The 23,923-nt window shown below is 40.4% G+C and carries 18 protein-coding genes and 1 tRNA gene; 11 read left to right on the top strand and 8 right to left on the bottom strand.

The features are described from left to right. Positions 1-5 precede the first annotated feature (5 nt). The 4 genes from FTU13_RS13945 to FTU13_RS13930 form a co-directional block, all read right to left on the bottom strand. Positions 6-899 carry a mitochondrial fission ELM1 family protein gene (locus FTU13_RS13945; protein WP_180128614.1) on the bottom strand — a complete coding sequence of 298 codons (894 nt, stop codon included), beginning with the start codon at positions 897-899 and terminating at the stop codon, positions 6-8. An 83-nt stretch (positions 900-982) separates the two neighbouring features. Further along, positions 983-1,909, bottom strand: coding sequence for a branched-chain amino acid transaminase (locus FTU13_RS13940; RefSeq protein WP_078191262.1), 927 nt, complete (start codon positions 1,907-1,909; stop codon positions 983-985). An 18-nt stretch (positions 1,910-1,927) separates the two neighbouring features. Continuing rightward, positions 1,928-4,687, bottom strand: a complete 2,760-nt coding sequence (gene glnE, locus FTU13_RS13935) for a bifunctional [glutamate--ammonia ligase]-adenylyl-L-tyrosine phosphorylase/[glutamate--ammonia-ligase] adenylyltransferase (RefSeq protein ID WP_180128615.1) — start codon at positions 4,685-4,687, stop codon at positions 1,928-1,930. A 117-nt stretch (positions 4,688-4,804) separates the two neighbouring features. After that, positions 4,805-6,082 (bottom strand): sensor histidine kinase KdpD, encoded by a 1,278-nt coding sequence (locus FTU13_RS13930; protein ID WP_180128617.1) that lies wholly within the window; start codon positions 6,080-6,082, stop codon positions 4,805-4,807. Positions 6,083-7,202: 1,120 nt separating this feature from the next. Here FTU13_RS13930 and FTU13_RS13925 point away from each other — a divergent pair. The 3 genes from FTU13_RS13925 (at position 7,203) to FTU13_RS13915 (ending at position 12,037) form a co-directional block, all read left to right on the top strand. Next, positions 7,203-9,437: an NADP-dependent isocitrate dehydrogenase gene (locus FTU13_RS13925; protein WP_180128618.1), complete on the top strand. Its 2,235-nt coding sequence runs from the start codon at positions 7,203-7,205 to the stop codon at positions 9,435-9,437. A 235-nt stretch (positions 9,438-9,672) separates the two neighbouring features. Continuing rightward, a complete protein-coding gene (locus tag FTU13_RS13920) occupies positions 9,673-10,587 on the top strand; it encodes a LysM peptidoglycan-binding domain-containing protein (RefSeq protein ID WP_180128620.1) in 915 nt (304 codons plus the stop codon). Positions 10,588-11,221: 634 nt separating this feature from the next. After that, positions 11,222-12,037, top strand: a complete 816-nt coding sequence (locus tag FTU13_RS13915) for an HNH endonuclease (protein WP_180128621.1) — start codon at positions 11,222-11,224, stop codon at positions 12,035-12,037. Between the two features lie 177 nt (positions 12,038-12,214). Here FTU13_RS13915 and FTU13_RS13910 read toward each other — a convergent pair whose 3' ends face one another. The 3 genes from FTU13_RS13910 to FTU13_RS13900 all read right to left on the bottom strand — a co-directional run bounded on the left by FTU13_RS13910 (position 12,215) and on the right by FTU13_RS13900 (position 14,700). Continuing rightward, positions 12,215-12,610 carry a hypothetical protein gene (locus tag FTU13_RS13910; protein ID WP_180128622.1) on the bottom strand — a complete coding sequence of 132 codons (396 nt, stop codon included), beginning with the start codon at positions 12,608-12,610 and terminating at the stop codon, positions 12,215-12,217. A 509-nt stretch (positions 12,611-13,119) separates the two neighbouring features. After that, a complete protein-coding gene (locus FTU13_RS13905) occupies positions 13,120-14,427 on the bottom strand; it encodes an integrase arm-type DNA-binding domain-containing protein (RefSeq protein ID WP_180128623.1) in 1,308 nt (435 codons plus the stop codon). Positions 14,428-14,613: 186 nt separating this feature from the next. Continuing rightward, a tRNA-Leu gene (locus FTU13_RS13900) sits at positions 14,614-14,700 on the bottom strand. Between the two features lie 178 nt (positions 14,701-14,878). On the opposite strand from FTU13_RS13900, the gene queA reads away from it, so the two are divergent. The 8 genes from queA (at position 14,879) to secF (ending at position 23,141) form a co-directional block, all read left to right on the top strand. Next, positions 14,879-15,919 carry a tRNA preQ1(34) S-adenosylmethionine ribosyltransferase-isomerase QueA gene (gene queA, locus FTU13_RS13895; RefSeq protein WP_180128624.1) on the top strand — a complete coding sequence of 347 codons (1,041 nt, stop codon included), beginning with the start codon at positions 14,879-14,881 and terminating at the stop codon, positions 15,917-15,919. A 21-nt stretch (positions 15,920-15,940) separates the two neighbouring features. Further along, positions 15,941-16,969: a hypothetical protein gene (locus FTU13_RS13890; protein ID WP_180128626.1), complete on the top strand. Its 1,029-nt coding sequence runs from the start codon at positions 15,941-15,943 to the stop codon at positions 16,967-16,969. Between the two features lie 54 nt (positions 16,970-17,023). Next, positions 17,024-17,590, top strand: coding sequence for a LemA family protein (locus tag FTU13_RS13885; RefSeq protein WP_078191268.1), 567 nt, complete (start codon positions 17,024-17,026; stop codon positions 17,588-17,590). Between the two features lie 81 nt (positions 17,591-17,671). Further along, positions 17,672-18,568: a DUF4303 domain-containing protein gene (locus tag FTU13_RS13880; protein WP_180128627.1), complete on the top strand. Its 897-nt coding sequence runs from the start codon at positions 17,672-17,674 to the stop codon at positions 18,566-18,568. Between the two features lie 80 nt (positions 18,569-18,648). Next, complete coding sequence (gene tgt, locus FTU13_RS13875) at positions 18,649-19,779, top strand: tRNA guanosine(34) transglycosylase Tgt (protein ID WP_180128629.1); 1,131 nt, start codon at positions 18,649-18,651, stop codon at positions 19,777-19,779. 106 nt (positions 19,780-19,885) lie between these two features. Beyond that, positions 19,886-20,215 carry a preprotein translocase subunit YajC gene (yajC, locus tag FTU13_RS13870; RefSeq protein ID WP_078191271.1) on the top strand — a complete coding sequence of 110 codons (330 nt, stop codon included), beginning with the start codon at positions 19,886-19,888 and terminating at the stop codon, positions 20,213-20,215. 54 nt (positions 20,216-20,269) lie between these two features. Beyond that, entirely contained in the window at positions 20,270-22,168 is a 1,899-nt protein-coding gene (secD, locus tag FTU13_RS13865; RefSeq protein WP_111885819.1) for a protein translocase subunit SecD, read from the top strand. A 10-nt stretch (positions 22,169-22,178) separates the two neighbouring features. After that, positions 22,179-23,141, top strand: coding sequence for a protein translocase subunit SecF (gene secF / locus FTU13_RS13860; RefSeq protein WP_111885820.1), 963 nt, complete (start codon positions 22,179-22,181; stop codon positions 23,139-23,141). A gap of 62 nt (positions 23,142-23,203) precedes the next feature. On the opposite strand, the gene FTU13_RS13855 is transcribed toward secF, so the two are convergent. Further along, a complete protein-coding gene (locus FTU13_RS13855; RefSeq protein ID WP_180128630.1) occupies positions 23,204-23,854 on the bottom strand; it encodes a hypothetical protein in 651 nt (216 codons plus the stop codon). Positions 23,855-23,923: the final 69 nt, after the last annotated feature.

The raw sequence follows: 23,923 nt of genomic DNA, 5'->3' as shown, positions 1-23,923 counted from the left end.
ATACTTTAGGGACCGAGTACAATCTTTTTGGCGATACGGTCAGTTTCTTTAAATTCGCTAGCGAGATTCAAGTCAGTTAAAGTCGTCTGTAATGACACCAAACCTTGTTTTAAAATTTCATCTACAGACTTGGTAATCCGATCTTCCTTCAACCGATCCACTTCAATCACCCCGACTTTACAACCCGCGGTGAGAGCCTCGTAAATCATTGAAACACTATCTTCAGTTACCCAAACCGCTTCGGCTTTTTGCATTTCTTCGAAAATCCAACCTTGCGGTGTGTCTTCAACTGGGAAAATCTGTACTTTTTCAATATTCTTTAACTGTTTTAATTCTGCTAAAAACGCTTTTGGTGTGCGCCGTGAAGTGGTCAAAATGATTTGTGAATTTGGATTGTGCTCGACTATTTGTTCAATCGCTTGGAGTACTTTAGCCGCATTCCACTGATGGCGTTTTGACGAGCCCCCCAAAGCGATCAAGATTCGACCATGCTGATGCCGCTCTTCATTTACAATAGGATTTAACGCACCTTGTGTGGTTAGTACTTTATTAGATGCCTGAATACCATCGTGCTGTGGAATCACAGCATAATCAAACCATGCAAACGGCAAGCTTGGCTTCATTAAAATAATGGTTTTGGCTTTGTTATACACTTTGCCTAACAGCCATACTCGAAAATGTGTGTGGCTACCGACGCCAAAAATATAGGTTGGCTCGTGTTCAACAGTATGAAGCTGATGGCTAAACAGCGCAGAAATAAGTGTCACTATAGGCAAATCATCAATTGAAATTTCTTGAAATGTGACTGCTTCCTGAGATTGGCGCTGCATGGCTTTAAATAAACCCAAAGCTTGTGAGCGATGTCCTGCTTTACCATCACTGACATAAACAATATGCATAGTCTCGTTCCAAAAAATTCAATATCTTCAAGCCAATAAAAAAGGCGAAACTTAGTTTCGCCTTTTCATCTTAACCGATCAGCTTATTTTACGTAAGTTAACCAGTGCGCATATTTAGGGTCTTTACCCTGAACCGCATTAAAGAATGCAGTTTGGATTTGCTCAGTGATTGGACCACGACAACCTTCACCAATTTGACGGTCATCATATTCACGGATTGGCGTCACTTCAGCAGCAGTACCTGTGAAGAATGCTTCATCAGCGATATAGAATTCGTCACGTGTAATACGACGTTCAACCACTTCAAAACCAAGGTCTTTCGCAATCGTAATAATGGTTTGACGGGTAATACCATCAAGTGCACCACCCGCGATGTCAGGAGTATGAATCACGCCATCACGTACTAAGAATACGTTTTCGCCTGAACCTTGACATACATAACCTTGTGGGTCGAGTAACATTGCTTCGTCATAGCCAGCATGTGCCACTTCTTGGTGGGCAAGAATTGACAAAGTATAGTTACCAGATGCTTTTGCTTTACACATGGTCACGTTTGGATGATGGTGCGTAAATGAAGACGTTTTAACACGAATACCCTTCGCCATCGCTTCATCACCAAGGTAAGCACCCCAGCTCCATGCAGCAACAACGGCATGAATTGTATTGTCAGTTGCTGCAATACCTAATTTTTCTGAACCAATAAAAATAATTGGGCGTAAATAGCAAGAAGCCAATTTATTTTCACGAACCACATCAATTTGAGCTTGTTCTAATGCTGCATGATCAAATGGGACTTTCATTTGATAAATTTTTGCAGAATTTAATAAACGCTTAGTGTGTTCTTTTAAACGGAAAATAGCCGTTCCATTCGGAGTTTCATAAGCACGGACGCCTTCAAACACACCCATGCTGTAATGCAATGTATGTGTTAATACGTGAGTTTTCGCCTCACGCCAGTCAACTAATTGTCCATCTTGCCAAATAAAACCATCACGATCAGCCAAGTTCATGGCACACACTCCAAATTTTTATACACAGTCATTTTTATCCAATGCAAACGTTGCAGTTGGATCAATTAATCTTTGCCATAGCTTGCAAACGACCACTCGGGTATCGTGCCAATCGTCAGCTGAAACTTGCATGGATTGATTCGCAAGTGCTAAACGGTGGCTCTCGGCTCGTTCACGGAGATAAGCTTGAATCAATGCTGTCGCATCGGCGCTGGATAAGCAATCCGTTCTTGCGGCATCCTCAAGGATTCGTACGTTGTCAGAGTAATGGGCGAGATCGGGATTCGACCCACTCCATGCTAATACTGCATACTGTGCCATAAATTCGATGTCAACGATACCACCTGCATCTTGTTTTAAATGAAAAATTCCATCTTTTTGCTGCTCTTTAGAAGAACCTAGATGGTCTTTCATTTTTTGGCGCATTTTTAGCACTTCTGCACGAACATTGTTCTCATCTCGTGGCTGAGTCAAAATATTGCAGCGCAAGTTTTCAATTTCAATCCGTAAACTGTGCTCACCTGCAATCGTTCTGGCACGTACTAAAGCTTGATGCTCCCAGACCCAAGCATTTTTATGTTGATATTGCTCAAAGGCTTTTAAGCTGGTCACCAATAAACCCGCCTCTCCCGAAGGTCGTAAACGTGTATCCACCTCATACACTCGACCATCTAGGGTTTGCGTGGTCATTAAGGACATAAATTTTTGTGCCACCCGCATGGCAAATTCAAAGCCACTAATTGGTTTCTGTCCATCGGTATCCGCTTGTTCGTCCATATAGTGAATAAACACCAAATCCAAGTCCGAACCATAACCCAGCTCGATGCCACCCACCTTGCCATAGCCAATTACCGCGAAAGCCGTGTGATCAATCGAACAACGCTGCCCTTCTGCATCGATTGGATAGCCATGTTTTTTGGCAACAATTTGATATGCCAAATGCAAGGTTGCATTCACCGACACTTCAGCAATATCGGTCAATGCATCCGACACTTTCATCAACGGACTTTCTGCCAAAACATCACTAGCAGCTACTGCTAAGACATTGGATTTTTTAAATAATCGAAGAACACGCATTTGGTCTTCGACTTGATCAATTTCAATTCGAAGCAGTTGTTGACGTAGAGAGTCTTCTAAATCTTTACGCTTTGGCAGCTCAAAATCCATCGATAAAAACTCATCCAACAGCACGGGATAATGCGTCAATTCTTCGCAGATCCACGGACTCACTGTTGCCATTTTCACTAATCGTTGTAATGCCCCTTTGCTCTCAATCAGCATCACCAAATAGACCGTACGGCGCAGCACCGACTCCACCAAAGGCATGAGACGTAGTAAGGCCACCTGAGGTTTATCTGACTGTAATATCGCTTCAATGAGATGTGGCCAAAAGGTTTTTAAGCGCTGTACCGCCTTGGCAGGTAATTTTTTCAGTGCATGTCCATACCAAAATTCGTGAATTAAGTTTTTGGCATCATCATCTAGAACATCGTTCAACTGTGCTTCTAAATGACTAAAACTTTCTAGTAATGGATCGGGTTCTTTTTCTTTAATAAGATGCTCAAATTGGTAAATGACTTTGGCGCGTTTCTGATTGAGCACATTCAAAAAGTCATCCCAAGATACAAAACCTAAAGTATCTAAGATACGTTGGCGGGGTTCAGGCTCATGTGGCAACGATTGGGTTTGCTGATCATTGAGTGCTTGAATCGCATGTTCAATACGACGTAAAAATAAATATGCATCCTCTAAATCAGCAACCGCGGTTTTTTCTAATAATCCAACTTCACCTAAATGATGCAGACTCACTAAACATTGACGGTCTTGCAGCTCGAGTTTTGAACCGCCATAGATGAGCTGAAAGACTTGAACAATAAACTCAACTTCACGAATTCCGCCTGCACCGAGTTTAATATCATCTTCGATATTACGACGTAGCACTTCACGTTCGATCATGGCTTTCATGTCACGCATAGCTTCGAAAGCGGTGTAATCGACATATTTGCGGAAGACGAAAGGTCGGGTCATTTCCAGTAACTCGGCGCCTTCTTTACCGCCCGTGACGATACGTGCCTTAATCCAGGCATAGCGTTCCCATTCGCGTCCATGCTGGCTTAAATATTTTTCTAATGCCGCATGACTGATTGCCAAGGCAGAACCATCACCCCATGGGCGAAGGCGCATATCTACACGGAAGACAAAACCATCTGCGGTAATATGGTCAAGCAAGTAAATTAATTTTTGTCCCCACAAAATACAGAACTGCTGTACATCAATACATTTTCGACCATTGGTTTCGCCCTGTTCATCAAAGGCAAAAATAAGATCAATATCACTTGAAAGATTAAGTTCCTGTGCACCAAGTTTTCCCATGGCAACCACAATTAGGTCTTGAACTTTCCCCTTATAGCCTAGCGGTTCGCCATATTTCGAAATCAACGGCTTTAGTGCAAAATCTTTTGCCGCACAGATGGACGCATCGGCAAAGTCTGAAAGCTCTCGCGTTAAGGTGACGACATCGGTGAGTTGATTGGCATCTTGCCAAATCCAACGAAACATCAGACGTGCGCGCAGCACACGAATTGCACGCATCCAACTATTTTCATCTTGGATATCGGCAAGGCTGCTTGCGACAAAATGTTGAATTTGTGCTGTACTGAGCGAGGTTTGAAACTGATCAATTGCATAGTCTTGTTCTAAACTGGCCTGATGGATTCCGAGCACCTGTTCAGCATATTGACTGGCACGTAATGTTTTCTGCAATTGCTCCGCATTCATTTCACAAACCCTAGCGTGATTTTTTTCTAGTTATAACAGTTGATAACGCTTAGGGAAAAGTATTTTTAGGCTTTTATACCAATAGATGCGTATTAAAGTTCACTTAAGGTCCCATCTTTATAAGGTCGCATCTTTCTGTGCACTGCTACTCTCGGTATTTAGGGTTTGATGCAGGCTCGTCGCCTGTGGCAACCAGACTTTAAATTGTGTGCCTTCACCTTCTTTCGAGTTCACCACAATTTCACCCTGATTTAAGTCCACAAAACGTTTACAAAGGACTAAACCCAACCCCGTACCACGTTCTCCTGCCGTACCTTTAATACTAACCGTCAGTTTTTGCTGAAATAAATCATCGATCTGAGCTTGGGTCATCCCCAATCCAGTATCTTGAATAGTGAATACAACCCGTTCTCCATCTCGATCGGCTGAAATCCTCACCACACCTCTACCATCGGTATGGGTAAATTTCAATGCGTTTGACACCAAGTTTTGTATCACTGATGTGATCATATTGATATCTGCATTGACTTTAATGCCTTCAGGCACGGCATTGATCAGTCGAATATTTTTCTTCACAGCCAAGCTATTTAAGACATCACTTACGATTTTTGCAGACTGATGTAAATCAAAATTAATCGGATGATAAACAAAGCGACCACCTTCTGCCATTGCCCAGTTCAACAGGCTTTCTAAGAGGTTATACGTCGATTGTGTGGTGTCATATAAATAGTCTGCAATATTTTGCACGCTTGAATCATCTAAGGTATGACGCTCCTGTGCCAAAACTTCAGAAAATCCAAGTAGACCATGAAAAGGTGCTCTTAAATCATGCGCAATAATTTGGAAAAATTTAGTCTTACTAAAATTCAGTGCCGACTGCTGTTCATAGGCTTCTTTTAATTCGGCATTTTCAACACGAAGTTGAATAATATTGACTAGACTTTGTACAAATTCTTCAACGATCTTTAATTGTTTGGCTTCAAATGCAGTGACTTGATCATCAAACAAAATCACTTTACCGATAGATTCTTGATCATATTTTAAATCGAAAGCGACTAAACGCTGATGCCCTAATCCAAGTTCTTGCATATAGTCGGAATAAGCTTGGTAATTTTCAGCGTCTCGGTCTATACGAGAATGTTCAGCAAAAAACTGATCTAGACGATCATCATCAGCTTCGGCCATAAAGGCCTTAAATATGTGCTCTGACGCATACCATATATAAGGTTCATTTTTAAATGCGAGGACAGCATTATCGACTTGCACAATACCACGCGCGAACTTTAAAAATTCTGCAATGCGGTTGTCGTCGGTATAAACCCCCATCAATAAAGACAAACGACAGGCAGTTAATAATTCGGTTTGTGTACCAATATCCAGTAAACGTAAAGCCATCCCGTTGCTCTCCTCAGGGTTTATCTTAAAGATAAAAACCAACTGTTATGTTCAAGATTAATAGCAAAAATAGCCCAAACACTCAATAACAAAACCCAACAAAAAGACAAACATCATTTACGAATGCGCTATTTAATCGAACTTTCATCCAATTAGAAAATAAAAATATCTATAAAGAACATCATATTAAATGCAATACAAAAATTAAAACAATAAAATTAGAAACTAAAATTAATTTAAATTTTATTGACTGTTTATTTTAAATCGTACTTTTCGCGTTTTATTCAAACTAAAAACATGACCAAAAGAAATATTCATTTACATAAGACCTAAAAAACTGGGTTTAATTTTCTTTAAATACATCACAAAAAATAGTGAGTTTTATGACTATTCTAGGACCAGATTACTCATCAGGATGCTCGTTTCAGTCAGCTACACTAAATGAATCTATTATTAATCTTTTCTATTAGACTAATTTATTAGTTTTTATCAGTTGTGTGTCATTTGAGCATTAAACCATACTTGCTCGCTTTTACTTTATTAAACTGAGCTAAAGATTCGTTTCATGCTTCTAATGCACATGAACTCATTCACCCAAATGACTGAAGCTGAATAAGTGCCATGCCTTATTCATCAGATATATAAGTTATCGCATAAACATTCCGCGACCGCTCAAAGTCAAACGGAGCATCAAACTCACGTCGTTCTTTAATAAAGTCCCCAACCCTGACTAATTTTTGAACTTCCGCACCAAATCTACATCTAAAAGTTAAGGCATTCGGTTTGACCTATCAACCGCTTTGCTTTACAACTAAAACTTGAACGAGCCATAAAGAACAGATCAGCCCCAAAAAAATGATATAAATTTAATTGTTCAATAGCTTTAAGCTATGAATAACAAGCTTTCAATATTTCCCTTCTCGGTTTTGCGCTAAAATTGGGCGTCAAACCGCACTTCTTTTGTATCATTTTTCTACGAAATGACCACATCACAGGATCTTGCGTTGACTGAAAAGCAATGAACCCCGATACTTTCATAGTTTTATTTAAGCAAATCGGTTCATAGAGGCGAGCCACAAGCTCGGACCTCAAAGACACAATCTAAAGCAAGGGGCTATATATGGCTGGTGGAAAGTCAACTATCATCTACACACTGACCGACGAGGCGCCATTATTGGCGACTTACTCTCTGCTGCCGATCATTGAAACCTTTACTAAACCTGCTGGCGTTGAAATCGTTAAACGCGATATCTCAGTTGCAGCACGTGTACTCGCTGAATTTTCAGACTATCTAAGCGAAGAACAAAAGGTGCCAAATAACTTGGCAGAGCTTGGACAATTAACCCAAGATCCAAGCACAAACATTATCAAACTTCCGAACATCAGTGCTTCAGTTGGCCAATTAACTGCTTGCATTAAAGAATTACAGTCTAAAGGTTTTGCAATTCCGAACTACCCAGAAAACCCAGCGACTGAGGAAGAAAAAGAAATCAAGGCACGTTATAGCAAATGCCTAGGTTCTGCTGTAAATCCTGTACTTCGTGAAGGTAACTCTGACCGTCGTGCGCCTACTGCAGTAAAAAATTACGCGAAGAAACATCCGCACTCTATGAGCGAATGGAAACAGTGGTCACAAACTCACGTTTCTCACATGGATGAAGGTGACTTCTACCACGGCGAAAAGTCTATGACTTTAGACCGCGCTCGCAATGTAAAAATGGAATTGATCACGAAGTCTGGTGAAACTATTGTTCTTAAGCCTAAAGTTGCGCTTCAAGACGGCGAAATCATCGACTCAATGTTCATGAGCAAAAAAGCACTTTGCGACTTCTATGAAAAAGAATTAGATGATTGTAAAGAAGCAGGCATTTTGTTCTCTCTACACGTAAAAGCGACCATGATGAAGGTGTCTCACCCAATCGTTTTCGGTCACTGTGTGAAGATTTACTACAAAGATGCATTCGAAAAACACGGCAAATTGTTTGATGAGTTAGGTATTAACATCAACAACGGTATGTCTGGTCTTTACGAAAAAATTGAAACTCTTCCGACTTCTCTTCGTGAAGAAATCATTGCTGACTTACATGCTTGCCAAGAACACCGTCCTGCACTTGCAATGGTTGATTCTGCAAAAGGCATCACTAACTTCCACTCACCTAATGACGTAATTGTAGATGCATCTATGCCTGCAATGATCCGTGGTGGCGGTAAAATGTGGGGTGCCGACGGCAAACAGTACGACTGTAAAGCTGTAATGCCTGAATCTACTTTCGCGCGTATCTACCAAGAAATGATCAATTTCTGTAAATGGAATGGTAACTTTGACCCACGCACTATGGGTACAGTTCCTAACGTTGGTCTGATGGCGCAAAAAGCGGAAGAATACGGTTCACACGACAAGACTTTCGAAATTCCTGAAGCGGGTGTTGCCAACATCACGGATCTGGAAACAGGTGAAGTGTTGATGTCTCAAAACGTGGAAGAAGGCGACATCTGGCGTATGTGTCAGGTGAAAGACGCACCAATCCGCGACTGGGTGAAACTTGCTGTGACTCGTGCACGCAACTCAGGCATGCCTGCGATCTTCTGGCTTGACCCGTACCGTCCACACGAAAACGAACTCATCAAGAAAGTTCAAACTTATTTGAAAGAGCACGACACTACTGGTTTAGACATTCAAATCATGTCTCAAGTCCGTGCTATGCGTTATACACTTGAACGTGTTGCTCGCGGCCTAGATACAATTTCTGTAACTGGTAACATCCTACGTGACTACCTCACAGACTTGTTCCCGATTATGGAATTGGGTACTTCTGCGAAAATGCTTTCTATCGTGCCTCTAATGGCTGGGGGCGGCATGTACGAAACTGGTGCGGGTGGTTCTGCGCCTAAACACGTACAACAACTTGTAGAAGAAAACCACTTACGTTGGGATTCTTTAGGTGAGTTCTTGGCGCTTGCGGTTTCTCTAGAAGAAATGGGCATCAAAGAAGACAACGCGAAAGCGAAACTTCTGGCGAAGACTTTAGATGCTGCAACAGGCAAACTGCTGGATAACGACAAATCTCCATCACGTCGTACTGGCGAGCTGGACAACCGTGGCAGCCACTTCTACCTTGCTAAATACTGGGCTGAAGAACTTGCTGCGCAAGACGAAGATGCAGAGCTTAAAGCGAAATTCGCTCCTCTTGCTCAAGCACTTGCTGAAAACGAAGAAAAAATCGTTGCAGAACTTGCTGAAGTTCAAGGTAAAGCCGCGGACATCGGTGGTTACTACGCTGTAGATACAGCAAAAGTAAATGCTGTAATGCGTCCAAGCGCAACTTTAAATGCTGCTCTTGAGGCTGCTCAATAAGTTGATGCAAAACTAACTCGAGTTAGTGATGTAAAAAAACCAGCGCGAAAGCGCTGGTTTTTTTATACCCTCATTTATATAGTGTTATGCCAACTCTTTCATTTAATGCTTAGATCTAAATTTTATGAATGTGAGTGATCAAAGATTAGGATTTTTCATTCAACTATAGACTAATGAGCTTATATATCATCGAGTTGTTATAATTAGCATTCTCTTAATCTTCAACACATAACTCATGAAAAAACTCATTTTCATAATCTTAACTTCATTATTCAGTGCTGATATTAAAGCAGAAGATTTCTTACAAGGGATATGTGATTCAGCGACAGACTATGCATCTAGAGCAATGTCAGCAAGACAAAATGGTATTAGTCAAAAAAATGCAAACGAATTATTGGGAACCATAAAGCACAACAATGGGGAACATGTAGATGAAATTGCTAAAGACATACTGTTAAAAGCATACTCAGCTCCAATCTACAAAACCTTAGCTGAGAAACAAAATGAGGTTAAACGTTTTACAGATAAAGTCTCTGATTACTGCTCATCGATATCAAATGATACGAATCAAGAAATCAATGAACTAAAAGCTAAAGTCGAGTCATCTAAGGTTACTGAATACAAAGTACAAAAAGGAGACACTTTGGCTTCTATTGCTATAAAGCATAATGTAGATTGGCAGGAAATTACCGAATGGAATCACGTATCCCCCGAATCACCTATATATGTTGGTCAGATTTTGAAAATTCTTCCCTCTCTATCAAAAGATATGGTCGAAGAAAAAGCCAACATCAAAGAAAAGACTACTCTATCCAAGAAAGAAGATGAGACTAAGTTAAAGAAACCCACATCACTCTCTAGCTCTGACATTGATGATGACCAATATTGTAAGGCAGAGAGTTGGTTTGCTTTACAAGCAATGACTCTTAGACAAAAAGGGGCACCAAAAACTAAAGCTCTTGAGCTTAACCACGAAATGTATATAGGCTTAAAACAAAGAGGTTATGATGACAAACAAGGATATGCTGAGCGCATTACTCAAGCCAGTCGAGCCTACACACTACCTATCAAGAAAACTGAGCAAGCAAAGAAACAAGCTATCGTGGACTTTGCTAATGAGTATTACTATAAGTGTTTAGGTAATCTTTAATTACCTTAATACTTAGGATTGAGCAATTTAGTATGCTTAATGTTAAGCCCAACTAACGGATCTAATTTTAAGCAATCAATTAGCCCATCTATTGCTCTTCCTATTTTCACACCATACATTCATTAAACCTTTTCAGTTGGTGCGTATGTTTGTTTCGAGCCAGGAGTTTGCATAACGTGATCTCTTGGAAAACAGTGCCAAGTGTGGAAAAGCGGGGGAATGGAAATTGCCCTGCTTTTCTTTTATCTACTTACCATTCCAAGCAAATATGATTGGTATCACAGAGAGACCAATTTAATAAATTTTAGCTAATTGACTAGATTCAGAGTATCAGCCTGAGAAAGTTCCAAATAAAGTGTCTCAGATTGAGACACTTTGGGTATCCAAAATATTCCTTTCACAATCCAATAATTTCGCATTTCAACCACTAATAATAATTAGTCTAGGCAAGATGTAATTTAGCCAACAGAAAGTATTGATTACCAAAAGATGATAAGCATAATCAGATCACTAGCTACCTGACACATGTAGAGTCAATGAAACTTGGTTCTTCACCTTTCCAAGATTGTAGTAATTGATAAGAGTGCAATGTGTCCAATGATATTAACTTTTAATAATAAATGGCGTGAATCAAATGGCATTTTCTCCAAACGACCTGCAAGAACATTTAACCAACTATTATGGCTTTAAGCTTAAGCTCAAACCATCTGGTGAACCAAGTAATAAAAAGGTTCACAGATTACAACATCCTACCCTAGACTTCACTTTACACATACAGGATGAAGACTACACACAAGCTAATTTCGCTCTACCATTCATCCCAAAATATACTACTAAAATCGATGAATGCTTATCAATTAAAGGAGTATCCGGTGGTTATGATTCAAATCGATCATGCTTCCAAGGTTATCCAGATAAAGAACCACTCAAGCCAACCACTCAAAAACAGGCTCTTTGCTTCACAATACATGATAGAGATGCTCTACCTCAGTTCATGAAGCTGATGTTTGCTTTAGAGCCCACTAAAGACATACAAGCAAGTATTGATGATCTTCCTCTAACTCAAACTGAAAAAGAAGCGTTAGTTAAACTTCGCCTGGGACAAGGTAAATTCCGCGAGAAGTTACTTGAATACTGGGATGGTAGTTGTGCCGTTACAGGCTGCACATTAAAAGCTCTACTAGTATCTTCTCACATTAAGCCTTGGAGTATAGATAAGGGTGCTCGATTAGATCCTTTTAATGGGTTGCTACTTTCTCCCACGTTAGATCGAGCCTTCGATCAAAGATTAATTAGCTTTAATGATGATAGGTCTATCATATTAAGCCCTGTATTAACGAATATTGATCTTGAGTTATTACATTTGAGCTCCGACCTAAAACTACGAAAGCTAGATAAAAGACACCTACCTTATCTAGCATGGCATAGAGCCAACTTAGTAAAAGAGTAACAGACCTGGAATCAAATCATAATTAAGACCTTACCAATCAAATCTGAAAACTTATTTAACTCCCACCTCAAATAAGTAACCAGACTGATTGGTAAAGTCAGTGGTTTTAACAAAGGAACTCTCTATTATTCTTATAATCAAGAGACTCGCTCAAGGCACCGGAGGTGCCTACTAGTTTCACAAGATGTAATAGACATTGCTTACATAAGTACCCATTCTCTTCTTTCCCTGTTTAATGCTCTTATTAAAAATCAACATCTCTAACCGATCTCTTATAAGGGCAGGACTAAGCTCGCTACTTAGGCTTAGATAGTCGTAAAGCTCTTTAGTAGTAACACCACCTAACCCTTTTGATGCAATAAATGATTTAATATGTTCTAACTCTTTAACAATTTGATATAGCGGATGACGGTATTTTTCAAAAATTGATAAGTCGTGTCCATCCTGCTTTGGCTCAATAATGGCTAACTCCTTGAGAAGTTGCAGCAATAGCTGAATTGTCTTTTGGGGATCTGTTTTCATCCCCTTTTCAAGCAATTCTTTGATAATTTGTAGAATAATTTGCTGTGACATGTTGAGCTCCACTCATTTTGAATGGACTCGAAATTACACTTAAGAAACAGGTCATGTCAAACTATTTTATAATTAAAAAACAATAAGTTAGTCAGCGCTGACTGATCTATTTCTCCAAATAAGTACGTACTTACGTACGTATATGAAATTTGGTATAAACCCTTTATAGCCTTTAAAATATACGTATCTTTTAACAGACAAGGAAAGTCGATATGTACCCAATATCTGAAGATACTGTCATACTTAACACCATAGCTAACTGTGTGGATAAGGCTAGTTCTATAGGGCCTTTTCGTCATGAGGATGCAAAATCTACGTTCTATGTTGAACCAAAGATGCATCGCAAATTAGAGGTAATCTGTGAATATACAGGTCTTACAAAGCAAGAGATCTACTCTAAAGCTTTAGGCAATTACCTTCGTGTTGGCTATCTTAACGATATAGACATAAGTCAATTTAAAAACGACTTAATCTAATGAAAAAGCTCCCAAGGATGGGAGCTTTTTCATTTAAGCGATCTCTCTAAACTTAGTTAGATTGTCTTGGTTTGCATATTGGTATGGCGAAAGATAGCCCTTACTCTCGATATCTAATAGGTACTGACTCCACCATTGCATCATCTTCTTTCGTTCGTATAAGTACTCTGCAACATGAGTGTAAGCACCTACTACATCATTGCGCTCCTGATGGCTCATCTGCTTCTCAATAGCATCTCTTTGGAACAAGCCACACTCACCCAAGGCTGATCGTGCCATCGCTCTAAAACCATGAAAACAGATGTCCTTTTTAGTGTCATATCCCATACGCCTTAAAGCTTCATTAAACGTATTCTCACTAAGAAAAGCAGTTCCATTGTATGAGCTCGGAAAGACTACCCCTGAATTACCACTAACTCTCTTTACTTTCTGTAGCAAGCCTATCGCATGATCAGATAATGGAACAATATGTGGCTCTCGCATCTTAGCTCCACGGTCAGAATGTTTAATCCCATTTACTTGGTTTCGCTTTGCAGGCAATACCCATTGTTGTTTATTGAAATCAATCTCATCCCAACGAGCAAATCGTAATTCAGATGAGCGAATGAAAATATGTAAGCCAAGCTCCATACATAGCTTTGTTAACTCATCCCCTGAATCAGCTCTAATCCGTCGTATCAGCTCAGGTAATCTGTGTAGTGGTAATGCAGGTCTGTGATTCTTAGGAGCTGAGAGATCAAGGCTCTCCATTTCTCGTGCATGGTTTACTTCAATAAGCCCATATTGCACGGCATAGCTAAAGATCAGAATGAGGTCCGCTCTAATTCGTTGTGCATTATCAGCACTCTTTTCATAGATATGGTTTAGCACTTTACAAAGATGTTTGGGACGAAGATCATCAATTGGGTAATGGCCTAACATTGGGAATAGATGATTTTCTAGTTTACGAATGCGCTTATGCTTTGTATGTTCTTCTAATGGTTTGCGCTTGGCATATTGTTCAAGCCATTCTCTTGCAACAGATTCAAGAGAGTGATTTACCTTATCAACCTTGTATTCACCTCTCCCAAGAACCTCATCAACCTCTTTACCTAAAGCGATTGATCGTCTGTATTCAGCACCCTTCTCTCGAGCTAGAGCCAATGGTACTTCAGGAAATGTTCCTAACTTGATCTTATGAGTTTTACCTAAATCATCTCTCAGCCGAAGTATCCAAGTTTTTGTACCAGAAGGACGTACTACAAGATAAAGACCATCTCCATCAAAGAGACTGTATTCTTTGTCTGTTGGTTTAGCTCGTTCAACTTGTCTTGCCGTTAAAGGTTTTGTAATTTTAGCCATCTGATTTCACCATGAAAAACAAGGGAAAATCAGGTACTCATTTAGGGACTTATTTGCCAGAATGACCACCTGAAATCAGGCTAATGAAGTCATTAAGTTTTGAACGAATGGTTAACGCAGATTATTGATTTTAGACAATAAAAAAAGGCTCTAAGTCTTAATGTGCTTAGAGCCTTTTTAGGTAACTGGTCCCGAGGGTCGGACTCGAACCGACACATCATCTCTGATAGTGGATTTTGAATCCACCGCGTCTACCAATTTCACCACCTCGGGAAGGTGTTGAAACGTATAATAAACTGTTTCAAAAACTTGTCAACGCATGATGTTCTCATTTGATTAAAAATAAACCGTATAAGAATTTTTAGATGGATAATCCATCAATTTCAGCGTTAAAACCCAAAAAAGCTTATACTAAGCCAAATTTCATTATCCCCTTTTCAGATTTCTTAACATGCAACTTTCTGACTTTAACTTCAATCTCCCCGACGAACTCATTGCCCGCTATCCGCTTGAAACACGTAGTGCATCACGCCTGCTCCATCTCGACATCAATGGTGAATATCACGACCATCATTTCACTGACATTTTAGACTTGCTCAATGAAGGTGACTTGTTGGTACTGAACGATACCAAAGTGATGAAAGCCCGCTTGAAAGGCAAACGTGCAACTGGTGGTGCAGTTGAAGTCTTGGTTGAACGTATTCTTGACCCAAAAACCGCACATTGCCACATTAAAGCCAGCAATACGCCTAAAGAAGGTGCGGAATTATTTATCGGTCCAGACGAAGTTAAAGTGACCGTTCAAGGCCGTCATGAAAACTTATTTGTTGTGGAATTTTCACAGCCTATTTTACAAGTTTTAGATTTATACGGTGCTTTACCGATTCCGCCTTACTTTAACCGTGAAGCAGAAGCGATTGATACCGAACGTTATCAAACCGTGTTTAACGACCCAACCAAATTGGCGTCTGTCGCAGCACCAACAGCAAGCTTACATTTTGATGAAGCGCTACTCAAAAAATTGGCGGACAAAGGCGTAAATAAAACCTTTGTTACCTTGCATGTGGGTGCAGGTACATTTTTACCCGTGCGCACCAATGACATTGAAAATCACATCATGCACAGCGAATGGTGTGACGTGTCAGAAGAATCTATGGCTTTAATCCGTGAAACAAAAGCACGTGGCAATAAAGTTATTGCTGTCGGTACTACAGCGACTCGTGCGACTGAAAGTGCCGCTCAAGCCAATGGCGGCGAACTCAAGGGTTGGACTGGTGATACACAAATCTTTATCTACCCAGGTTATGAGTTCAAAGTAGTCGATCGTTTAATTACCAACTTCCATTTACCTGAATCTACCTTGCTCATGTTAGTGTCAGCGTTGTCCAGTCGAGATAATATTTTGAATGCCTATCACCATGCCGTCGAAAGCCAATATCGCTTCTTTAGTTATGGTGATGCGATGTTAATTGATAATATTAACCATCAATAACCATGCGATGACTTAGTCCCCATGCCGATCGATTCTGTAAAGCACTCCATCCATATTCGTCGTAAGAAGAATGCTGTGGTATTTCAGAATATCGCTCGGCTTTGGGATATAGGCCGAAACGCAAAAACTCACCAAGAACTCCTCGATGGGCTGCATCCATGGAATGCACCCATTACGCTCAAATTTGAAAACTTACTCCCCTTAGCTTTAGCTGCGCTGGGTATCGGCTTCATGCTGTTTATTGTGATTCAGCCCGATCATGGCTGGGCACAGCTCTGCTTTGCTGCGGGGTTGGCCATGGTGTTCTGGGCTTATATCAGCTATGAAAAAGATGATCCGCTCGAAGAAGTTATTGCGTTTTTAGAAACCGAATGCATCGCAAAAAAATACCAATTGGCTTTTAACCGACAGCCTCAATACATTTCGATGCCACTGAATAATCTACAATTTATTGGCAATCTTAAACGTATGTTCCCCGTGTTTAAACAAGGCAGCCTTTCGAATGATATTCAGACCTTCGCGAGCACCGTTTGGGAAGACGAAAATCAGCAACAGTATCAAGTCATGGTCTTTCATTATCATTATGTGAATGAACTGAAAGTACGTGACAAAGACGGTGATGAAGTCACGGTTAAAGAAATTCATAAAGACCTGTGGGGCGTATTTGTTTTTGATATTGGTATCCATGGTCTTGCCGTATCTGCAACAGGCAAAAACTTTGGCTATCCTTATAGTTTTCCTTGGCACAGCAGCGACATTCAAACTAATCAAAAATTAAAGTTTTATGGCGAGAACCAAATGGAAATCGCTAAATTGCTCAGCCCGGGCTTTGTCCTCCGACTAGCGGATTTTTTTCAAAACCGTGAAGGTGATCTGCTATTTCATCCGAGCCACCGCATAATGTGCTATCTTGGCTCTACAGATTTATTTAAAGTCAGTAGTAAAGCAAAACGAATTCAAGATGTTTCGGCATTGCGTGGACATCTCAGAACCTTTAAATTAAATGCTTTAGAAAATTTGAAAAACGATTTAACGCAGTTTTTAAAATAGATTTCATACAATAATGTTTTAACTTACGACCTTTTATCTTGAGGATAAAATTTTATGGGGCTTTTGATCTTTGTTTTAATCATCATTGCATTGGTGATTGGTGCAATCATGATTCGCAACAATATTGTTCGACATCACAATGCAACCATTCGTGCATGGTCAGATGTAGCTAGCTATGAACGTCAAAAAATCAAAATTTTAGATGGATTACAGCCTTTGGTTGAGCAATATTCCAATTTTGAACAAGGGACTTTGGCAAAAGTCACTGAACTCCGTCAAAACATTATGAATTTGAACGTAAACAGTACCGATGTCAGCCAATTACAGCGTATTGAAGCCTTAAATCAAGATCTAATGCGCAGCCTGAATGTTGTGGTTGAAAACTATCCAGAGCTCAAAGCCAATGATATTTATCTGAAAATGATGAATGAAATTGAAGAACAAAACGAAAATGTCGGTGCGGCGATTACTATTTTTAACCGCAACGTTGAGTTGTTCAACAACCACATTCAAGTGTTTCCTAACAATATTATTAATACGCTATTGCTGAGTAAAAAAGCGGTTCGCCCTTTCCGCGATCAAGCTGCCAGCCAAAATTTTGATTATCGTCCGAACTTTTAAGTTCGGGCTTTAATGCACAAAAGTAAAAAAAATAATGATGAGGTGATCAAGCACCTCCAAAACTAGAAAGAAAAATAAAATATGCAAAATCAAATTAATGCACTGAAAAATGTGCTGATTCAGGCGTTTTTCAAACTCTATGAGCAGCACCAAGACGACCATATTTACGCATGTACGTTGGTGTTCAATCCCTATTTTTCCATGGACTATATCGCAGTCTCTACGCAGCGTAGTATTTTTGCCGAAGATGAAGATTCTGCTCAATATCTTGCAGCGCATGATCGATGGAATGTGTCGAAATGGCGCTATCGTAGCCTACTGGCTTTAAGTCAAGACTTGGCGCAGTTTAAACTGACATCTGTAAATGAAGTGGGCCATTTAAACCTTGATCCATCTTCTATAAAAAGTACGATAAAGTCTGAATCGGCTAACCATCTTTCAATCTTGCTCAATGCCATACAACAAACAAAAGTCGACTTGGTTCAGTCCTACGGCATAGAACTGGACAATATTCTGTTTTTTATCACGGTCCAGACACAGCCCGAAATAGAAATTTATTCAGCTCAGGTTTTAAATACTCCAAGCACACAACTTGACGATTTTCTCAAATCCAAACAACCACTCAAGCTCGACAGCTTACCCAAGCGTATGAAGCTGTCTCAGTATGATAAAGACCTGCTGATTGATTTAGCACAAATCGTTGAAATACAACCTTATAACTATTTACATGTAGCTAATGAAGTCTATCTTTTAAGCTTAGAAAAAAGCTATGCAACCACGAATCCTTATATTCAAAAGCTTATTGACAGTATCGTGGCCATGACATCGGACCCGAAAGGCACATTTGCGATGGAAAAAGAAGAAATTTTGCAGCGAATTAACCAGTTCTATTTTAATGCCAATAGTTCAGATGAAGCCTTGTCACAAGACGCAATCTATAAATTTACAGACTTAACACCCGACAAAGCTAGCGTTTAACCGCAGAATCAAGGAAAATAGAGCACTTTTAGCACTCTTACCATCAGCGAACTGTTTTTTCGCCTTGATCTGGACCTTGTATGAAGTTTGAAAAATTGGCGCAATCGGGCCGTGCTCGTCGCGGCCGTTTAACCCTTGAACATGGTGTTGTTGAAACACCTATGTTCATGCCTGTCGGTACTTACGGTACTGTAAAAGGCATGCTCCCACGTGACATTAAAGAAATTAAATCCCAAGTTATTTTGGGCAATACCTTCCATTTATATCTTCGCCCAGGCCTAGATGTCATTCGTGAACATGGTGGTTTACACCAATTCATGAAATGGAATAACCCGATTTTGACAGATTCAGGCGGTTTCCAAGTCTTCAGTCTTGGCGCTATGCGCAAAATTAAAGAAGAGGGCGTGACTTTCCGCTCTCCGATTGATGGCTCTAAAGTCTTTTTATCTCCTGAAATTTCGATGGATATTCAGCACACACTGAATTCTGACATCGTGATGATTTTTGATGAATGTACGCCTTATCCTGCGACACATGAAGAAGCGCAAAAATCCTTGCAGCTTTCATTGCGTTGGGCGAAACGTTGTAAGACTCAACATCATGACGTGCTGAAAAACCGTAATGCACTATTTGGTATTATCCAAGGCGGCATGTATGAAGATTTACGTGATGAATCTTTAAATGGTCTCAAAGAAATTGATTTTGATGGTTATGCCATTGGCGGCTTGTCTGTTGGCGAACCTAAAGAAGAAATGATCAAAGTATTGGATTATCTTCCAGAGAAAATGCCTGCGGATAAACCACGTTACTTGATGGGTGTCGGTAAACCAGAAGATATCGTAGAAGCGGTTCGTCGCGGTGTCGATATGTTTGACTGTGTAATGCCAACTCGAAATGCACGTAATGGTCATTATTTTGTGACCGACGGTTTAGTGCGTATTCGTAATGCCAAATATCGTCATGATCAAAGTCCACTTGACCCACATTGCGACTGTTATACATGTACAAACTTCACCAAATCTTATCTCTTCCATCTTGAGAAATGCGGCGAAATGCTCGGTTCGATGCTCGGTACTATTCATAACTTACGTTATTACCTGCGTCTGACTGAAGCGATGCGTGATGCACTCGATAACGGTACATTCGATGAATTTGTTCAGGACTTTTATCGTCGTCGCGGCATGGAAGTGCCACCTTGTCCTCAAGATTAATTCTTTCAGCATTTGCGCTGAAGAAAAAGACAAGGTAAATTGCTGAACAAGTCCAATTTATTTATCAAAGTATTGATAACCAGTTTTTTTAGTTTAGGAAAATGAAATGAGCCTTTTTATTTCTACTGCTCACGCGGCAGGTGAAGCTGCACAGCAACCAAGCATGATGGCAAACCTGTTGATGATTGCGGTATTTGTCGCAATCTTCTACTTCTTGATCTGGCGCCCTCAATCAAAACGTGCAAAAGAACATCGTGCACTAATTGAAAGCCTAGGTGTTGGTAGTGAAGTTGTTTTTGCGGGCGGTTTAATGGGTAAAATCACAAAAATCGAAGGTGATTTTGCAGTTGTTGAACTGAACCGTGGCGTAGAAGTAAAAGTACAACGCGCAAGTGTGATTTCAGTTCTGCCTGAAGGCACTCTAAATAACCTTTAATCAAAAAATAAGTCGTGCACCCGCACGGCTTTTTTCATTTTAAGAAGAAAACGAATGCGTTACCCAGCATGGAAATATCTACTGATTCTAGTGGTACTAGTCATCAGTACATTATATGCCCTGCCAAGTTTGTATCCTGATGAACCTGCTGTTCAAATTTCAGGTGCCAAAGCCGGTACCCAGATTGATCAAAGCATCGTACAAAAAGCAGAGCAGATTTTAAAATCTGAAAATATTGCCAGCCATGACAATAGCTTCACCAATAATGCCGCTTTATTACGTGTTGATTCGAGCGAACAACAATTAAAAGCGAAAGAAGCACTACGTCGTGGGCTCGGTGAAAATTATGTCGTCGCACTGAACCTTGCGCCTACTACGCCAGAATGGCTACAAAAAATTGGTGCTAAACCAATGAAGCTAGGTCTGGATTTACGTGGTGGTGTACATTTCCTACTTGAAGTGGATATGGATAAAGCCATTTCACAACGTATGGAAACGTCTGCGGCTGACTTACGTCGCCAACTTCGCGACAATAAATTAAAATTCAATAGCTTATCTTTGAACAACAACACCATTACGATGCAATTTGCAAATAATGATGATCGTTCTGCAGCTATGGATTTCCTTCGTCGTAACGGCAATGAATATACTCAACAAGCGGTTGCAACAACTGAAGGTTCAACACTACGTTTAAGCTACACAGATACACGTAAACAAGAAATTCAGTCTTATGCTGTCAACCAAAACTTAACAACTTTACGTAACCGTATTAACGAGTTAGGTGTAGCGGAAGCATTAGTACAAACTCAAGGTAGCAATCGTATTGTGGTTGAATTACCGGGTGTGCAAGATACTGCTGAAGCAAAACGTGTACTTGGTCGTACTGCGAACCTTGAGTTCCGCTTAGTTTCTGATTTAAATGATCAATATATCGATCCTTACACAGGTCAAGCAAAAGGCTCATTACCGCCAGGTACAGAAGCTTTTGCTTATGAATCTTTGGACAGTGGTCGTCAATTATTGCTTAACCGTAACCGTATCTTAACAGGTGAACGTGTACAAAATGCGTCATCAGGCTTTAGCCAAGATACAGGTGGTGCTGAAGTAAACATTACTTTGGACACTGCGGGCGGTAAGTTGATGTCTGAAGCTACTCGTAATGCTGTAGGCAAACGAATGGCTGTTCTGTTCATCGAGAACAAACAAAAAATTAGTTATGTTGCAGATCCTGCAACAGGTACACAAACTGAAGTTCGTACACCTTATACCGAATCTGTGGTCATCAATGCGGCAACTATTCAAGCCGTATTAGGTTCTCAGTTCCGTATTACTGGTCTAGATTCACCTCAAGAAGCGTCTGAACTTGCATTGATGTTACGTGCAGGTGCTTTGGCAGCGCCAATGTACTTCGTTGAAGAACGTGTGATTGGTCCGAGTCTCGGTCAAGAAAATATTGACAAAGGCGTATTATCAACTCAAATCGGTTTCTTATTGGTTGCGATTTGGATGGTGGTCTTCTTCCGTGTGTTCGGTTTGATTGCCAACTTTGCTCTCGTGGTTAACCTTGCCATGATTTTAACCATCATGTCTTGGATTGGCGCGTCCCTCACCCTTCCGGGTATTGCAGGTATCGTGATTACCATTGGTATGGCGGTCGACGCCAACGTACTGATCTGTGAGCGGATACGAGAAGAAATTAAATGGGGTGCCTCGCCGAAACAGGCGATTGTTGCGGGTTATGATCGTGCGTATAACACCATCTTTGACTCCAACTTAACCACATTCTTAGTGGCTTTCATTCTGTTCGCAATTGGTACTGGCCCAATTAAAGGCTTCGCGGTTACCCTAATGATTGGTATTGTCTGCTCAATGTTCACAGCAATTACTGTGACACGTGCAATCGTACAAATCATTTATGGTAAAAAACGTAACCTGAAGAAGTTGAGCATTTAGGAGATCGAAGATGACTGAAAATACTCAACCGAAACAATACGGCCGTCCGGACAACGAGCGCATTATTCCATTTATGAAGATTGCCAAACCGGCAGCCTTGATATCGATTATTTTAACGCTCGCAAGTATCTTTTTTATTTGCACCAAAGGTCTAAACCTCGGTTTGGACTTTACTGGCGGTGTGGCAGCAGAGTTGAACTATAGTCAACCAGTAAAATCTACCGATGTGAGCTCAGCGCTGACAAAAGCTGGTTTTAAAGACCCTGTGGTACAAACCTTAGGATCTGACCGCGACCTGATGGTTCGTATGCCAGTTCAAAAAGACATTGAAGCTGAAGACCTAACCAAAGCCATTACGACTGCCGCTCAATTGCCAGGCAATAAAGCAGAAGTACATAAAGTTGATGTGGTTGGTGGTCAAGTCGGTAATGAACTCTATGTGCGTTCTGCGGGCGCTGTAGGTCTTGCCCTACTGCTCATGCTGGTTTATGTCACTATTCGCTTTGAGTTCAAACTTGCAATGGGTGCTGTATTGTCTTTATTCCACGATATCGTGGTAACCATTGGTATCTTTGCCATGATGCAGTGGCCGTTTGACTTAACAGTTTTGGCTGCGCTACTCGCGATTATTGGTTTCTCGCTCAACGATAACATCGTTGTATCTGACCGTATTCGTGAAAACTTCCGTAAGATTCGCGGTGCTGAACCTCTTGAAGTTGTGAACAGTGCTTTGACTGAAACACTTCGCCGTACCATTCACACCTCTATGACACTGTTACTGGTTGTTGTGGCGATGATGGTACTGGGCGGTGATGGTCTGAAATGGTTCTCTGTTGCAATGTTTGTTGGTGTATTTGTGGGTACATATTCATCAATCTACATTGGTACAGCCTTCGCGTTATGGCGTGGCCTGAACCGTCAAGACTTCATTGTACAAGTGAAGCCTGAATTTGAAGAAGAAGAGATTCCTTAAGCTTTTCAACTTATAGTTCAGATCAAAACCCATCTTCGGATGGGTTTTTTTATGCGACTACCTTAAATAAATGAGCTAGGCAAAATCGCAATAATAGGATGTAACTTTTTAATATCGGATTGCAGGAATTCTACCTGTCGTTTTTGGTCTAGACTTGCAAATTGCCATGTATCATCTGTTTGCTGTATCACGTTTAAAATTAAATTTAAGCCATTTCGCAAATATACACAGGCTAGATCCGATCTCTCTACCCCTCGCCGTTCATCACAGACCACAAGCCAACCCTCTTGTAATATAGGTGCATAATACGACGCTGTGATGATAATGAAATACAGGTCTTGAGTGTTTTTAAATAATGCTGAATATTGAGATGAATCATTTGAAATCGGTTTTAACGAAAATGCCTGTGTCTCAACCACCTGCATTTCAAAAAGGACCAAGCTTGCTTGCTCCTCAGTGCACTTGTCTTGTTCTATAAACTGAACCTCATTATCTAAACTTCCCTTAATGAGTCCCAATTGTGACTCTAATTCACGTGCAAATTTCTCTCCAATCTGCCGATGACTATTTAATAATTGGGAAATTAAAGGAACCGCTAAGCCAAAATGTTCACACACAGCTTTACCATTTTTAAAGGGGCCTGTTGCAACCCAATGGTCAATGGCTTGTGTTAGATTCTGTCGACGCTTTTCAAAAAGCTCTGAAGGCAGCATAAGTATTCAATTTTATAATTTCTCTCCCCCAATATAATAAAAAACCCGCATGCAGCGGGTTTTTTATAC

Source organism: Acinetobacter sp. YH12064, from assembly GCF_013419735.1.
In the GTDB taxonomy this organism is placed as follows: domain Bacteria; phylum Pseudomonadota; class Gammaproteobacteria; order Pseudomonadales; family Moraxellaceae; genus Acinetobacter; species Acinetobacter amyesii.
Note: the sequence above shows the minus strand (reverse complement) of the source record. Positions and strands in the feature narration are given on the sequence as shown.